Consider the following 14,132-nt stretch of genomic DNA (forward strand, 5'->3'; position numbering starts at 1 on the left):
GGTGGACGCCGGCGCGCTGGTCTTCGACGTCTTCGGCACCGTCGTCGACTGGCGCGCCGGCGTGGCCCGCGAGGCGGCCCGGCTGCTGGGGCCCGGCGTCGACGCCGCGGCCTTCGCCGACGCCTGGCGGGCGCGCTACCAGCCGTCGATGCAGCGGGTGCGCGGCGGCGAGCGGCCGTTCGTCCCGCTCGACGCGCTGCACCGCGAGTCGCTGCCCGCGGCGCTGGCGGCGGTCGGCGTCGGCGGGGTGCCCGACGACGTCGCCGACGAGCTGGTGCTCGCCTGGCACCGGCTCGACCCGTGGCCCGACGCGGTGCCCGGGCTGACCCGGCTGCGGCGGCGGTTCCTCCTCGCGCCGCTGTCCAACGGCGGGGTGCGGCTGCTGGTCGACCTGGCGCGGCGGGGCGGGCTGCCGTGGGACCTGGTGCTCGGCGCCGAGGTCGCCGGCCACTACAAGCCCGACCCGGAGGTCTACGACTCCGCGCCGCGGCTGCTCGCCCTGCCGCCGTCGCGGGTGTGCCTGGTCGCCGCGCACACCGACGACCTCGCCGCCGCGCGGGCCCGGGGGCTGGCGACGGCCTACGTGCACCGGCCCGCCGAGTTCGGCGGGGACCCCGTGCCGCCGGCCTCCGACCCGGACGCCGACCTGTCGGTCGCCTCGTTCGAGGAGCTCGCCGCGGCGCTCGGCTGCTGACCGCCGACCGTGCGGTCGTGGCCGCTCACCCCGGCGTGTCCGCGCGCGTCAGCGACCGCGAGTGCGCTCCCGGCGCGGCGGTGCCGTCCGCGGCACCCGCCACTCCAGCGTCCAGGTCTCCCCCACCGGCAGCTCCCGCCAGCGCCGTCCGGCCTCGGCCAGCACGGCCGCGGCGCCGGCCAGCCGGTCGGCCGGGAGCCCCGTGCGCTCGGCCTCGCCGGGCAGCACCTCGGCGCCGCGGGACGCGCGGGCGACCAGGTCGGCCAGCCCCTCGGCCCGCTGGATCGCCGCCGCCCGCTCCCGCTTCAGGGCCGCCGACCGCTGCGCCGCGTGCGGGGGCTGCCGGCCGCTGACGTGCCGCATGCTGGTCCAGACGACGCCGTCGGCCACGCAGCCCCAGATCCCGTCGGGCACCCGGAGCTCCGCCTCCACCAGGGCGTGCACCAGGTCGTGCGGCAGCGCGGGACCGCCGCCGGCCCCGCGCATGGCGAACACCACGCCGTCGTCGCGCTCGACCGTCGTCTCCACCGGACGCCGGTCGGCCAGCCGGGGGAAGGTCAACCGCACCTCCCCAGACTGGCCGCCGGGTCAACCGGGTTCACCAGGTCGCGAGCTGCGGCTCCCGCCGGGTCGGCCGGACGGCGCCGTCGTACCGGTTGCGGCCGGGGTCGCCGGCCAGGCAGCCCACGACGACGAACAGCACGATCGGGCCGGCGATGGGCACCAGGCCCCAGAGCAGGAACCAGCCCGACCGGCCGGTGTCGTGCAGCCGGGTGACCGCGGCGCTGATCGAGGGCGCGAACAGCAGCAGCGACACCAGCAGCGTGATCGGGCCGCCGGAGAAGCTGGCCTCGGCGCTGTAGGAGTAGTAGCCGTCGTAGCCGTAGGACCCGCTGTACCAGGCGGTCCCGAGGGCGACGTCGGCCCAGATCGCCGCGACGCTCGCCGCCCACAGCGGCAGCGCGTAGTGCAGCCAGTAGGTGCGCCGGTCGATCCGCCCGCGGCGGACGTACCAGCTGCCGGCGTCCGGCGTCCGGGTGCCGCCGTGGCCGGGGTACGAGTACTCGCTCATGTCCGTTGCTCCCTGTCCGGCCCCGGTCGAGGGGCGCTGGATGTCGTCGGGAGCGACTCTGTCGGCGGGCACTTGCCCTGCCCTTGCGGGCGACTGCAGTCCGACCTGCGACGTCAGGCCGGCACGGACTCCCGGCAGCCGGAGGCCAGGGCGCGCGAGGCCGTCTCGAGGACGCGGACCACCTCACGGCCGAACCCGACGTCGCACGGGTGGGTGCCGCCGGTGAGGGCCGCGGCGCCCAGCTCGTCGACCGCCGCCGACAGCGACTCCACCGCGCTCTCGGTGTCGGGCAGCAGCACCAGCCGGCCGGCGTCGCCGTGCACCGAGAACTCGATGCCGGTCGCCAGCGGGGCCACGGTGTGCGACAGGGTGACCGTCGAGGCCACGCCCGGGGTGGCGTGCTGCAGGACCAGGTGCACGGTGTCCCCGGCGCCCGCCCCGGCCTGCACCGACACCACCGGCCCCAGCGCCGGCACCAGCAGCGACAGCGCGTGCGGCCCGATGTCCCACAGGGCGCCGTGCTGCCGGCGCCAGGCGGAGTCGAACGGGCTCCCGGCCAGCGCGGACAGCCACGACGCCGCGCCGCCGGCCAGCCGGGTGCGGGCGGCCTGCGCCAGCCACGTCGTCGTCGCGGCCTGGAAGCGGAAGGTGAAGAACACCACCGAGGCGACCCCGGCCGCCTGCACCGCCGTCACCACCCGGTCGGCGTCGGCGGTCGACAGGCCGATCGGCTTCTCCAGCAGCAGGTGCCGCCCGGCGGCCGCGGCCTGCTCGGCGAGGGACACCTGCACGTCCGGCGGCACGGCGACGGCGACCGCGTCGACCCGCGCCAGCAGCGCGGCGAGGTCGTCGGTGCCGGGGACGTCGAACTGCGCGCCGACCTCGGCGGCCTTCGCCGCGTCGCGCCCCCAGACGCCGACGAGCTCGGCGGTGGGGTGGGCGGCGATCGCCGCGGCGTGCACGGTGCGGGCCCAGTGACCGGTGCCCAGGACCCCGAAGCGCACGGTCAGACGGCGCCGAACTGGCGGTCGCCGGCGTCGCCGAGGCCGGGGACGATGTAGGCCTTGTCGTTGAGCCCCTCGTCGACGCTGGCGGTGAACACCCGCAGCGGCAGCCCGCTGTCCTCCAGCCGCTGCAGCCCGGCCGGGGCGGCCAGCGCGCACAGCACCGTGATCTCCGTGGCGCCGCGGTCGGTGAGCAGCGTGCAGCAGGCGACCAGCGACCCGCCGGTGGCCAGCATCGGGTCGAGGACGAACACGTGCCGGCCGACCAGCGACTCCGGCAGCGAGGCCATGTAGGCCTCGGGCCGGAAGGTCACCTCGTTGCGCGCCAGGCCGACGAAGCCCATCTGCGACTCCGGCAGCATCCCGTGCGCGGTGTCGGCCATGCCCAGGCCCGCCCGCAGCACCGGCACGATCAGCGGCGGCGCGGCCAGCCGGTAGCCCGTCGTCGTGGTGACCGGGGTGGTGATCTCCTCCTCGGCCAGCTGCAGGTCGCGGGTGGCCTCGTAGACCAGCATCTGCGTCAGCTCGCGCAGCGCCGCACGGAACGCGGCGTTGTCGGTCCGCTCGTCGCGCATCCGCGACAGTCGGGCGCGGGCGAGCGGGTGGTCGACGACGGTCAGCTGCACGGGCGCCACCGTATCGGTCGGCTCCGGGGCCCCGGCCGGGAAGCGGGCACCCCCTCGGAGCGACCGCGCTCCCGGACCGGGTGGCGGGACAGGGAGAATGGCGGCATGACCCACGTGCTCGACCCCGGGACGCTGGCGGCCGGGACCCGGCCCGGCCCGGGGCCCGCGGCGCCGTTCGACGACGTGACCCGCTCGGACGCCGCCCTCCGCGCCTTCCTGCACGGCCTGCCCGGTGTCGACCAGGTGGGGGCCGAGCAGCGCGCCGCCACCCTGGGCACCCGCTCGATCAAGACCACCGCCAAGGCGTGGGCGATCGACACCGCGATCGCGATGGTCGACCTGACCACGCTCGAGGGCGCCGACACCCCCGGCAAGGTGCGCTCGCTGGCCGCCAAGGCCCGCCGTCCCGACCCCGACGACCCCTCCTGCCCGGCGGTCGCCGCCGTCTGCGTCTACGGCGACCTCGCCGGCGTCGCGCGGGAGGCGCTGGCGGGCACCGGCATCCACGTCGCCGCCGTCGCCACCGCCTTCCCCAGCGGCCGGGCCAGCCGGGCGGTCAAGCTCGCCGACGTCCGCGACGCCGTGGGCAACGGCGCCGACGAGATCGACATGGTCATCGACCGGGGCGCGTTCCTGTCCGGCCGCTACCTCGAGGTGTTCGAGGAGATCGTCGCGGTGAAGGAGGCGTGCGGGGACGCCCACCTCAAGGTCATCCTCGAGACCGGCGAGCTGGTCACCTACGACAACGCCCGCCGTGCCTCGTGGCTGGCGATGCTCGCCGGGGCGGACTTCATCAAGACCTCCACGGGCAAGATCTCCCCGGCGGCCACGCTGCCGGTCTGCCTGGTGATGCTGGAGGCGGTCCGCGACTTCCGCGCCGCCACCGGCACGCAGGTCGGCGTCAAGCCCGCCGGCGGGATCCGCACCACCAAGGACGCCGTCAAGCACCTGGTGCTGGTCAACGAGACCGTCGGTGCCGACTGGCTGTCCCCCGACTGGTTCCGCCTCGGCGCCTCCAGCCTCCTCAACGACCTGCTCCAGCAGCGGCAGAAGCTGCGCACCGGCCACTACTCCGGCCCCGACCACGTATCGGTGGACTGATGACCAGCCTGTTCGAGTACGCCCCCGCCCCCGAGTCGCGGTCGATCGTCGACGTCGCGCCGTCCTACGGCCTGTTCATCGACGGCGAGTTCGTCGACGGCTCCGGCGAGCCGATGAAGACGGTCAACCCGGCCACCGAGGAGGTGCTCAGCGAGATCGCGGTGGGCACCGAGGCCGACGTCGACCGCGCCGTGCGGGCCGCCCGCCGCGCGTACACCCGGGTGTGGGGGCCGATGCGCCCGGCCGACCGCGGCAAGTACCTGTTCCGGATCGCCCGCATCCTGCAGGAGCGGGCCCGCGAGTTCGCGGTGCTGGAGTCGCTGGACAACGGCAAGCCGATCCGGGAGTCCCGCGACGTCGACGTCCCGCTGGCCGCGGCCCACTTCTTCTACCACGCGGGCTGGGCCGACAAGCTCGCCCACGCGGGGCTGGGCCCCGACCCGCGCCCGCACGGCGTGGCCGGCCAGGTCATCCCGTGGAACTTCCCGCTGCTGATGCTGGCGTGGAAGGTCGCCCCCGCCCTGGCCACCGGCAACACCGTCGTCCTCAAGCCGGCCGAGACCACCCCGCTGAGCGCGCTGCTGTTCGCCGAGGTGTGCCGCCAGGCCGACCTGCCGCCCGGGGTGGTCAACATCGTCACCGGCGCCGGCGAGACCGGCCGGGCCGTCGTCGAGCACGACGACGTCGACAAGGTCGCGTTCACCGGCTCCACCGAGGTGGGCCGCTCGATCGCCCGCGCCGTGGCCGGCACCCGCAAGACGCTGACCCTCGAGCTCGGCGGCAAGGCGGCCAACATCGTCTTCGACGACGCCCCCATCGACCAGGCCGTCGAGGGCATCGTGCGGGGCATCTTCTTCAACCAGGGGCACGTCTGCTGCGCCGGCTCCCGGCTGCTGGTGCAGGAGTCGGTCCACGACGAGGTCATCGCCTCGCTGCAGCGGCGGATCGGCACGCTGCGGGTGGGCGACCCGCTGGACAAGAACACCGACATCGGCGCGATCAACTCCGCCGAGCAGCTCGCGCGCATCCGGGAGCTGTCGGAGATCGGCGAGGCCGAGGGCGCGCACCGCTGGCAGCCGGCGTGCGACCTGCCCGACCGCGGCTTCTGGTTCCCGCCGACGGTGTTCACCGAGGTCTCCCCCGCCCACCGGATCGCCCGCGACGAGGTGTTCGGCCCCGTCCTGTCGGTGCTCACCTTCCGCACCCCGGACGAGGCGGTCGCCAAGGCCAACAACACCACCTACGGCCTCTCGGCCGGCATCTGGACCGAGAAGGGCTCGCGGATCCTCGCGATCGCCGACCGGCTGCGGGCCGGCGTGGTGTGGGCCAACACGTTCAACCAGTTCGACCCGACGTCGCCCTTCGGCGGCTACAAGCAGTCCGGCTACGGCCGCGAGGGCGGCCGCCACGGGCTGGCCGCGTACCTGAAGGAGAGCTCCCGGTGAGCGACCGTCTGGCGGTCCGCAAGACCTACAAGCTGTACGTGAACGGGGCCTTCCCCCGCTCGGAGTCCGGCCGCACCTACGAGGTCACCGACTCCCGGGGCGCGTTCCTCGCCAACGCCGCGTGGGCCTCCCGCAAGGACGCCCGCGACGCCGTCGTCGCCGCGCGGGCCGCGTTCGGCAGGTGGTCACGGGCCACCGCCTACAACCGCGGCCAGGTGCTCTACCGGGTGGCCGAGGTGATGGAGGGCCGGCACGCGCAGTTCTGCGAGGAGGTCGCCGCCGGGGAGGGGCTGTCCTCCGGGCGGGCGCGGGCCGTCGTCGACGCCGCCATCGACCGCTGGGTCTGGTACGCCGGGTGGACCGACAAGCTCGCCGCGGTCCTCGGCAGCGCCAACCCGGTCGCCGGGCCGTTCTTCGACTTCTCGCTGCCCGAGCCCACCGGCGTCGTCGCGGTGCTGGCCCCGCAGCGGTCCTCGTTGCTGGGCCTGGTCAGCGTGCTCGCGCCGGTCCTCGCCGGCGGCAACACCGCCGTCGTCGTGACCTCCCACCGGCGGCCGCTGCCGGCGGTGACGCTGGGCGAGGTGCTGGCCACCAGCGACCTCCCCGGCGGCGTGGTCAACCTGCTCACCGGCGACGCGGGCGAGATCGGCCCCTGGCTGGCCGAGCACGACGACGTCGACGCCGTCGACCTGACCGGCGCGCCGGCCGGCCGGGCGCTGGAGCTCGAGCGGCTGGCCGCGGGCAGCATCAAGCGGGTGCTGCGACCGCCGGCCGAGGAGCCGGACTGGACCGCCGACCCGGGCACGTCCCGGATGACGCGGTTCCTCGAGACCAAGACGGTGTGGCACCCGATCGGGCTCTGAGGCTCCCCGGCCCGAGAGTCAGGACGCCGCGTCGTCGGTCAGCCGGTGCGTCGCCTCGAGCTGACGGGCGGCCGCACCGCGCAGCCAGCGCAGCACGGTGGCCAGCTCGTCGTCCGTGAACTCGGCGTTGAGCTCCTCCAGCCGGTGGACGAGGTCGGCGAAGACCGCGTACTGACGCTGCAGGTGGCCCGGGTCGATCTCCACGAGGGCGCGCCGGCCGTCCGTCGGGTGCGGCACCCGGCGGGCGGCCCCCTTGCGCTCGAGCCGGTCGAGCAGCGCGGTGACCGAGGCCGGCGCGAGGCCGGTCTCCCGGGCTCGACGCCGCCGCGCCCCCGGACGGCGACGTCTGGTGGTTCACCAACCCGCCGAGCCGCGACGAGCCCACGCGGGACGACGTCGCCGCGGACGACCCGGAGGCGTGGCGGCAGCGCCTGCGCGACCTCTTCGCCGGCTGGCCCACCTACGACCTGCCGCGGGTGCCCACCTGGCACCGCGACGGGATGGTGCTCGTCGGGGACGCCGTGCACGCGGCCTCGCCGGCGTCCGGGCAGGGCGCGTCGATGGCCTTCGAGGACGCCGTCACGCTGGCCCGCTGCCTGCGCGACCTCCCCCGGGCCGAGGACGCGTGCGCCGCCTACGCGTAGCTGCGCCGTCGCCGGGTCGAGGCCGTGGTGCGCCGCGGCCGGCGCACGGGGAGCGCCAAGGCGCCCGGGCCGGTCGGCCGCTTCGTGCGCGACCGGGTCGCGATGCCGCTGTTCGCGCGCCACCTCGCCCGCCGCAGCACGCCGCCCGACGCCTGGCTCACCGGCCACCACGTCGATCGGGCCGAGCCCGTCGCTGCCTGAACCGGAGCCTGAACCCACGGGCGCGGGCGCGGCCGGCGCCGGGCAGGATGGGCTCCGTGGCCAGGCCCAGCATCGTCCCCATCGCGCTCATCCTCGACGACCGCACCGGCTACACCCTGTGGGCGCCTCCGTGGGAGGAGGACGGCGAGGAGTGGCAGGCCTTCCTCGGCACCTCCGAGGGGGACACCGCCACGGTGCACCTGTTCCCCACCCCGGCCGCGCTGGCCGCGTTCTGCCGCACGGCCACCGACCACGACCTCGCCGACCACCCGGTCTGGCCGGTGGTGGCGGGGCTGGGCGCGGCCGACCTGACGCCCGACGACGACCACCGCTACGACCTCGACGGCGTCTACGACATCGCCGCCGAGAACCCCGACCGGTGGGCTGTGGAGGAGCTGGCCGCCACGGTCGACATCGTCTCCCGGCTGGCCGAGTGCCTCGACACCGGCGGCGCCGACGAGGACACCCCGGCGGTGGGCTCCCGGGTCCTCGACGAGCGCACCGAGCCCGACACCCACACCGACGACGCGGACACCGACGACGCCGACCTCGACGACGACGAGACCGAGTTCCCCGCGCTGGCCGAGCTGGTCGCGCGACCGGAGATCGGCTCGCTGGGGCTGGGCGTGGAGGCGTTCGTCGGCCGCTCGGGCGAGGACGCGTGGGGCGGCGTCGGCGGGGCGCTCGACGACCTGTGGGAGGACGTCCTCGAGGAGCTGTCGGGCCACCTGGACTGGACCGGCGCCGGCACCACCACGCTCGACGCCTACCCCTCCGCCGCCGACGACGACGACCTGGACGACGAGGACCTCGACGACGAGGACGACACCGCGGAGGACACCGGGGACGTCGGGCCGGCGGGGGCCACCACGGTCGGCGCGGCCGGCTCGCGGAGGACCGTGGCGCCGGGCTCCGACGGCCCGGGCGACCGGCCCGCGGCCGGGTCGACGGCGGCCGCGCCGGCGGAGGCGGCGACCGCGGGGGTGAGCACCATCCGCGGCGGGAGCCGGATCACCGCGACGCCGGCGGCGGTGGCCGCGGCGGCGGAGTTCTGGGAGGCCGTCGGGATCCTGCCGGTGGAGCTGGTGGTCCCCGACGGCGCCGGGGTGACGCTGCGCTGCTACGTGGAGGACGTCGCCCGCTTCCTCGGCCGCGACGGCGAGATCTGGCTGTTCGACACCCCCGCCGACCTCGCCCGGTTCGTCGCCGGCGACGAGGAGCACGATCTCACCGAGATCGCGTCGTGGCCCGAGGTCGCCGACACCGACACGCTGCCCCTGCCCGCCGAGCAGGACCGCTACGACCTGACCGAGCTCGCCGAGGTCCTCGCCGAGGTGTCCGGCGGCGCGGCCGGACTGGTCGACCACGGCGTCCTCGCCCAGCCGGTGGAGGGGGTCCGCGACGTCGCCGAGTACGCCGGCCTGTCCCGCGTCGAGGAGCTGCTCGCGCCGTCCGCGCCGCTGGGCCGTGCCGTCGCGATCGGCGAGCGGGAGCCGGGCACGCCGCTGCGCGCGGAGGACGCCGGACCGCTGCGCACCGCGTGGGACGAGGTCGTCACCCAGGTCAGCAGCGCTCTCGTCTTCCGGGACTGACGGCCGGGTCCGGAGCCCGCGGGCGGCGGCACCTCGTCCTGCGCGCAGTCGTGCTCTGCCCCGCTCCTGGGGGCAGAGCACGAGCCTCCGCGGGACCACCCGGGGGCCCCTGCCTTCGTGCTCTGCCCCCGCACCGGGGGCAGAGCACGAGCGTCCGCCGGACCACCTCCACCGCGGGCTCGTGCTCTGCACACACCCGTGTGCAGGGCACGACCGTGCACCGGACAGCACAGCGGCCGGCCCCGGGAACCGGGACCGGCCGCTGGTGAGGTGCTGGAACGGCCTCCTGGCAGGGTCCCGACCCGAGCGGAGCGAGGGGTGGGGGGCCAGGAGGCCCTTGCTCAGTCGCGCGCGGCGGCCGGACGGTCGGCGCGGACACCGCGCTCGCCGGGGCCGCGGAAGCGGTCGCGGTCACCGGCGGGACGGCGCGGGCGGTCACCCTCGCGACGGCCACCCTCGCGCCGGCTCCCCTCGCCGTAGGACCGGCGCGGGCGGTCGCCGTCGCGGCGCGGACGCCGGCCACCGGGGCCGCCGTGCGGGCGCCGCGGCTCGCGGGCCGGCCGCTCCTTCGGCTCCACCGGCACGCCGCTGGCGACGAGCTCGGCGATCGGGGCGTCGCCCGGCCGGACACGGCTGACCTGCGGGTCGACCTTCGCCTGGCGGAAGCGCCGCTTGGCCTGGCCCACCTGGTCGGGCAGCAGCAGGGAGACCACCACACCGGCGGCACCGGCGCGGGCGGTGCGGCCCGAGCGGTGCAGGTAGGTCTTGTGGTCGGCCGGCGGGTCGTAGTGCAGCACCAGCGAGACGTCGTCGACGTGGATGCCGCGGGCGGCGACGTCGGTGGCCACCAGGACCGGGCTGCGGGCGTCGGTGAACTCCTCCAGCGCCCGGCGGCGGGCCGACTGCGGCAGGCCGCCGTGGATGGCCTCGGCCTTGACGCCGGCGGCCCGCAGGTTCTCGGTGAGCCGGTCGACGCCGAGCTGGGTGCGCGCGAAGACGATCGTGCGGCCCGGTCGCGCGGCCAGCTCCTGGGTCACCGGCACCTTGTCGCGGAAGGCGACGCTGTAGGCCAGGTGCTCGGCGGGCGGGGCGTCGTCGCCGGGGCGCTTGACCTCGTGCCGGGCCGGGTCGGTCAGGTAGCGGCGGACCAGCGCGTCGACCTCGCCGTCGAGCGTCGCGGAGAACAGCAGCCGCTGGGCGTCGGGTCGGGTCTGGTCGAGCAGCTCCTGCACGACCGGCAGGAAGCCGAGGTCGGACATGAAGTCGGCCTCGTCGATGACGCTGACCTCGACGTCGGCGAGGGTGGCCTCGCCCTGCGCGATGAGGTCCTGCAGCCGGCCGGGGGTGGCGACGACGACGTCGACGCCGCGGCGCAGCTGGGAGATCTGGCGGCCCATCGAGGCGCCGCCGTAGACGGTGGCGAACTGGACGCCGATGGCCTGGCCGAGCGGCGCCAGCGCGTCGGAGACCTGCTGGGCGAGCTCGCGGGTGGGCACCAGGACCAGCGCCCGCGGTGCGCGCGGGCCGCGGCGGGCGGTGAGGCCCAGGCGGGCGAGCAGCGGCAGGCCGAAGGCGAGGGTCTTGCCCGAGCCGGTGGCGGCCTTGCCGAGCACGTCGCGGCCGGCGAGGGCGTCGGGCAGGACGGTGGCCTGGATGGCGAACGGCGCGTGGATGCCGCGCCGCTCCAGCGCCGTCACCAGCGGCTGGGGCAGGCCGAGCCTGGCGAAGCCGGGGGTGGTCGGCTCGGGGGTGGTCTGGGGGTGGTTCGGGGAGTCGTTCTGGGTGTCGACGGCGTCGACGAGGTCGAACGAGGACATGCGGGTGTGGGACTCCGATACTGCTCGGGCGCGTCCCGTGGCGTGCGCGGGCGCCACCCCGGCAACGGGGCCTGGCGTCCTCACTGGCGATCGCGGGCGTCGTCGACGCGGCGGATCTGCACGGATGCGCTCATGCCCGGACGGACCGTCCGGGAGGATGTCCGGCGACTGCCGGCACACCCACGGTAACAGCGCCGGTCCCCCGCCCGTTCCGCGAGCAGGCGGTGGCGGTGCTCACCCGCGCAGCGCGGCGAACCCCGGACGGACGACGTCGTCGAGCAGCCGGGCGCGCTCGGCCTCGTCGAGGAAGGCCGCGGCCAGCGCCCGCTCGGTGACCGTCTGCACGTCGTCCCAGCCCCAGCCGTGCGCGGCGGCGACGTCGGCCAGCTCGCTGGTGACCGACACCCCGCTCATCAGCCGGTTGTCGGTGTTGACCGTGACGGCGAAGCCGAGCCGGTGCAGCCGGCCGACGGGGTGTGCGGCGATCGACGGGTAGGCGCCGGTCTGCACGTTCGACGACGGCGCGACCTCCAGCGGCACCTGCTCGTCGAGCACCCGCCGCGCCAGCGGACCCAGCGGCCCCTCCATCGGCACCTCGTCGGCGATGCGGACGCCGTGGCCGAGCCGTTCGGCGGAGGCGCCGTCGAGCGCGGCGCGGATGCTGTCGATCCCGGCCGCCTCCCCGGCGTGGATCGTCCGGTGGGCACCGGCGCGGTCCAGCAGCGCGATCGCCGCGGGGATCCGGTCGGGCGGGAAGCCGATCTCGGGGCCGGCCAGGTCGAAGCCGACGACGCCGGCATCGCGGTACCGGACCACCAGGCCCGCGACCTCCTCCCACCGGTCGGCCTGCCGCATGGCGCACAGCAGCGTGCCGACCGAGATCGGGGTGCCCGCCGCGGCGGCCTCGGCGCTGCCCGCCGCGAAGCCGTCGAGGATGGCCTCGACCGCCTCCTCGATCGGGGTGCCGCCCGCGGTGAGCAGCTCCGGCGCCATGCGGACCTCGGCGTGCACGACGCCGTCGGCGGCGAGGTCGAGGGCGCACTCGCGGGCCACCCGGCGCACCGCCTCGGGCCGCTGCATCACGCCCACGGTGTGCGTGAACGTCTCCAGGTAGCGCACCAGCGAGCCGGAGTCGGCGGCCTGCCGGAACCAGGTGCCCAGCGCCTCGGCGTCGCCGGCGGGCAGGTCGCGGTAGCCGCTCTCCTCGGCGAGCTCGAGCACCGTCCGGGGCCGCAGCCCGCCGTCGAGGTGGTCGTGGAGGAGGACCTTCGGGGCGCGGCGGACGGCGTCGGCGTCGAGCGGTGCGGGCACCGGGAGACGCTATCTCGTGCCGCGGTCCTGCCAGCGGAAGGTCAGGACGCACAGCACCAGCCCGGCCACGCACCAGGCGCCGAGGACCAGCGCCACGCGGCCGAGCTCCCAGGACCCCGACGGCTCGGAGGCGGCGAGGGCGTCGGGCAGGAACACCGAGCGCAGCCCCTGGGCCAGCCACTTCACCGGGAAGAGCGACGCGACGTCCTGCAGCCAGCCGGGGACCTGCTCGAAGGGCAGGAACACCCCGGACACGAACTCCAGGACCAGCGCGATCGGGGTGACCGTGGCCGACGCCGACCGGCCGTTGCGGGCGAGCGAGGACACCGCGATGCCGAGCAGCGTGCAGGCGGCCGCGCCGAGCACCGTCACCCACGCGAAGGTGACCCAGTCCGCGCCCGAGGGCAGGTCGATGCCGTACACGGCCACGCCCACCAGCAGCAGCAGGGCGACCGTCGCCGCGGTCACCGCGAGGACCTGGACGACCTTGCCCACGAAGTAGGCGCTCTTGGGCATCGGCGTGCCGGCGAGGCTCTTCAGCGTCCCGTCGGAGCGCTCGGCGGCGATGTGGATCGCCATGTTCTGCAGGCTCGAGCCCACCACCCCGGCGGTGATGACCCCGGCCATGAAGTACTGCGGGAAGTCCACGCCCGAGCCGAGGTCGTAGTCGAGCACCGCGCCCAGGGCGAGCAGCAGGACGACGGGGAAGACGAGGGTGAAGACCACCGACTCCCGCTGCCGGAAGAACTCCTTGAGCTCGACACCGGCGCGGGTGCGGTACACCCGGCCCGGCGAGGGCAGCGCGCTCCGTGGCGGTGCCGCCGTCACTCGCCCCTCCCGATCATCCTCAAGTACACGTCCTCCAGGGTCGGCCGGCCGACCGCGAGGTCGGGCACCTCGCCGGGGAAGCGGGCGGCGAGGTCCTGCACGAAGGCGGTCGGCGTGGTGGTCTCGGCGGTGCGCCGGACGCCGTCCTCGGTCCAGCTGACCACCGCCGGCGCGGTGCCGCGGCCGCCCAGGGCCGCGGGGACGGCGACCTCCGCCAGCCGGCCCTGGGCGAGCACCCCGACCCGGTCGGCGAGGGTCTCGGCCTCGTCGAGGTAGTGCGTGGTGAGCAGCATCGTGGTGCCCAGGTCGCGCAGCGAGCGCACCATCGCCCAGAACTGCCGCCGCGCCTCCGGGTCGAAGCCGGTGGTCGGCTCGTCGAGGAACAGCAGCCGCGGCCGGCCGACGATGCCCAGCGCGACGTCGAAGCGGCGCCGCTGGCCGCCGGAGAGGGTGCGGCCGCGGGCGTCGGCCTGCGCGGTGAGCCCGACGAGCTCGAGCACCTCGGCGGGGTCGCGCGGGTCGGCGTAGTAGGACGCGCGGGCCTGCAGCTGCTCGCGCACCGACAGCTGGCTGTCCCCGCCGCCGGACTGCAGCACGATGCCGAGGTCGGCCCGCCACCGTCGCCCGCCGCGCGCCGGGTCGACGCCGAGCACCCGCACCTCGCCGGCGTCGCGCGCGCGGTAGCCCTCGAGGATCTCGACGGTGGTGGTCTTGCCGGCGCCGTTGGGGCCCAGCAGCGCGAAGATCTCCCCGCGCCGGATGTCGAGGTCCAGGCCGTCGACGGCGGCCCGGTCGCCGTAGCGCTTCACCAGCCCGCGGACGGAGATCGCGGCGTCCGGGTCGAGCGGGTCACCGGGGTGCGGCCGGTCGTCGGCCACGACGTGCGCGGACGTGCTCGTCACGGGGGTCCAGTCTCCTCCTCCGTGGCGAGACG

General features: G+C 76.1%; 15 protein-coding genes and 1 pseudogene. 7 read left to right on the forward strand and 9 right to left on the reverse strand.

Annotation, left to right across the window (positions count from 1 at the left end; all coding sequences use genetic code 11):
• The first annotated feature begins 1 nt into the window (after position 1).
• Complete coding sequence (locus ACI8AD_RS13545; RefSeq protein ID WP_456871055.1) at positions 2 to 694, forward strand: haloacid dehalogenase type II; 693 nt, start codon at positions 2 to 4, stop codon at positions 692 to 694.
• 48 nt (positions 695 to 742) lie between these two features.
• Here ACI8AD_RS13545 and ACI8AD_RS13550 read toward each other — a convergent pair whose 3' ends face one another.
• From ACI8AD_RS13550 to upp, 4 genes are all read right to left on the reverse strand, one after another.
• A complete protein-coding gene (locus ACI8AD_RS13550) occupies positions 743 to 1,255 on the reverse strand; it encodes a hypothetical protein (protein WP_456871056.1) in 513 nt (170 codons plus the stop codon).
• A gap of 37 nt (positions 1,256 to 1,292) precedes the next feature.
• Positions 1,293 to 1,766, reverse strand: coding sequence for a DUF805 domain-containing protein (locus tag ACI8AD_RS13555; protein WP_456871057.1), 474 nt, complete (start codon positions 1,764 to 1,766; stop codon positions 1,293 to 1,295).
• Positions 1,767 to 1,879: 113 nt separating this feature from the next.
• Entirely contained in the window at positions 1,880 to 2,770 is an 891-nt protein-coding gene (locus tag ACI8AD_RS13560) for a Gfo/Idh/MocA family protein (protein ID WP_456871058.1), read from the reverse strand.
• A 2-nt stretch (positions 2,771 to 2,772) separates the two neighbouring features.
• Positions 2,773 to 3,396 (reverse strand): uracil phosphoribosyltransferase, encoded by a 624-nt coding sequence (gene upp / locus ACI8AD_RS13565; protein WP_456871059.1) that lies wholly within the window; start codon positions 3,394 to 3,396, stop codon positions 2,773 to 2,775.
• Positions 3,397 to 3,501: 105 nt separating this feature from the next.
• Here upp and deoC point away from each other — a divergent pair, with 105 nt between their 5' ends.
• From deoC to ACI8AD_RS13580, 3 genes are read left to right on the forward strand one after another with little or no spacing between them, the layout of a single operon-like run.
• Positions 3,502 to 4,497 carry a deoxyribose-phosphate aldolase gene (deoC, locus tag ACI8AD_RS13570; RefSeq protein ID WP_456871060.1) on the forward strand — a complete coding sequence of 332 codons (996 nt, stop codon included), beginning with the start codon at positions 3,502 to 3,504 and terminating at the stop codon, positions 4,495 to 4,497.
• The gene (locus ACI8AD_RS13575; protein WP_456871061.1) at positions 4,497 to 5,942 is read left to right on the forward strand and encodes an aldehyde dehydrogenase family protein; all 1,446 of its coding nucleotides are present in this window, start codon (positions 4,497 to 4,499) and stop codon (positions 5,940 to 5,942) included. The genes deoC and ACI8AD_RS13575 overlap by 1 nt, the downstream gene beginning before the upstream one ends.
• Positions 5,939 to 6,805 carry an aldehyde dehydrogenase family protein gene (locus tag ACI8AD_RS13580; protein WP_456871062.1) on the forward strand — a complete coding sequence of 289 codons (867 nt, stop codon included), beginning with the start codon at positions 5,939 to 5,941 and terminating at the stop codon, positions 6,803 to 6,805. The genes ACI8AD_RS13575 and ACI8AD_RS13580 overlap by 4 nt, the downstream gene beginning before the upstream one ends.
• A gap of 18 nt (positions 6,806 to 6,823) precedes the next feature.
• Here the strand turns inward: ACI8AD_RS13580 and ACI8AD_RS13585 are convergent.
• A pseudogene (locus ACI8AD_RS13585) lies at positions 6,824 to 7,108 on the reverse strand (MarR family transcriptional regulator); the annotation flags it as partial.
• Between the two features lie 173 nt (positions 7,109 to 7,281).
• Between ACI8AD_RS13585 and ACI8AD_RS13590 the strand changes: the two are divergent.
• The 3 genes from ACI8AD_RS13590 to ACI8AD_RS13600 are packed head-to-tail and all read left to right on the forward strand — an operon-like array spanning position 7,282 to position 9,242.
• Positions 7,282 to 7,449, forward strand: a complete 168-nt coding sequence (locus ACI8AD_RS13590; RefSeq protein WP_456871063.1) for an FAD-dependent monooxygenase — start codon at positions 7,282 to 7,284, stop codon at positions 7,447 to 7,449.
• A 27-nt stretch (positions 7,450 to 7,476) separates the two neighbouring features.
• Positions 7,477 to 7,650, forward strand: a complete 174-nt coding sequence (locus ACI8AD_RS13595; protein ID WP_456871064.1) for a hypothetical protein — start codon at positions 7,477 to 7,479, stop codon at positions 7,648 to 7,650.
• A 47-nt stretch (positions 7,651 to 7,697) separates the two neighbouring features.
• Positions 7,698 to 9,242 (forward strand): hypothetical protein, encoded by a 1,545-nt coding sequence (locus tag ACI8AD_RS13600; protein ID WP_456871065.1) that lies wholly within the window; start codon positions 7,698 to 7,700, stop codon positions 9,240 to 9,242.
• Positions 9,243 to 9,583: 341 nt separating this feature from the next.
• Here ACI8AD_RS13600 and ACI8AD_RS13605 read toward each other — a convergent pair whose 3' ends face one another.
• The 4 genes from ACI8AD_RS13605 to ACI8AD_RS13620 form a co-directional block, all read right to left on the reverse strand.
• A complete protein-coding gene (locus ACI8AD_RS13605) occupies positions 9,584 to 11,059 on the reverse strand; it encodes a DEAD/DEAH box helicase (RefSeq protein ID WP_456871066.1) in 1,476 nt (491 codons plus the stop codon).
• 234 nt (positions 11,060 to 11,293) lie between these two features.
• Positions 11,294 to 12,370: an adenosine deaminase gene (locus ACI8AD_RS13610; protein WP_456871067.1), complete on the reverse strand. Its 1,077-nt coding sequence runs from the start codon at positions 12,368 to 12,370 to the stop codon at positions 11,294 to 11,296.
• 9 nt (positions 12,371 to 12,379) lie between these two features.
• Positions 12,380 to 13,198 carry an ABC transporter permease gene (locus ACI8AD_RS13615; protein ID WP_456871068.1) on the reverse strand — a complete coding sequence of 273 codons (819 nt, stop codon included), beginning with the start codon at positions 13,196 to 13,198 and terminating at the stop codon, positions 12,380 to 12,382.
• Positions 13,195 to 14,100 carry an ABC transporter ATP-binding protein gene (locus ACI8AD_RS13620; RefSeq protein WP_456871069.1) on the reverse strand — a complete coding sequence of 302 codons (906 nt, stop codon included), beginning with the start codon at positions 14,098 to 14,100 and terminating at the stop codon, positions 13,195 to 13,197. Before ACI8AD_RS13620 ends, ACI8AD_RS13615 begins: the two co-directional genes overlap by 4 nt.
• Between the last annotated feature and the right edge of the window lie 32 nt (positions 14,101 to 14,132).

This window comes from Geodermatophilus sp. SYSU D00766 (assembly GCF_054049915.1).

Bases quoted from the DNA above. Each gene is read 5' to 3' on its own strand.
- ACI8AD_RS13575 (WP_456871061.1), top strand. From the start codon at position 4,497: ATGACCAGCCTGTTCGAGTACGCCCCCGCCCCCGAGTCGCGGTCGATC.
- deoC (WP_456871060.1), top strand. From the start codon at position 3,502: ATGACCCACGTGCTCGACCCCGGGACGCTGGCGGCCGGGACCCGGCCC.
- ACI8AD_RS13555 (WP_456871057.1), bottom strand. From the start codon at position 1,766: ATGAGCGAGTACTCGTACCCCGGCCACGGCGGCACCCGGACGCCGGAC.
- ACI8AD_RS13605 (WP_456871066.1), bottom strand. From the start codon at position 11,059: ATGTCCTCGTTCGACCTCGTCGACGCCGTCGACACCCAGAACGACTCC.
- ACI8AD_RS13600 (WP_456871065.1), top strand. From the start codon at position 7,698: ATGGGCTCCGTGGCCAGGCCCAGCATCGTCCCCATCGCGCTCATCCTC.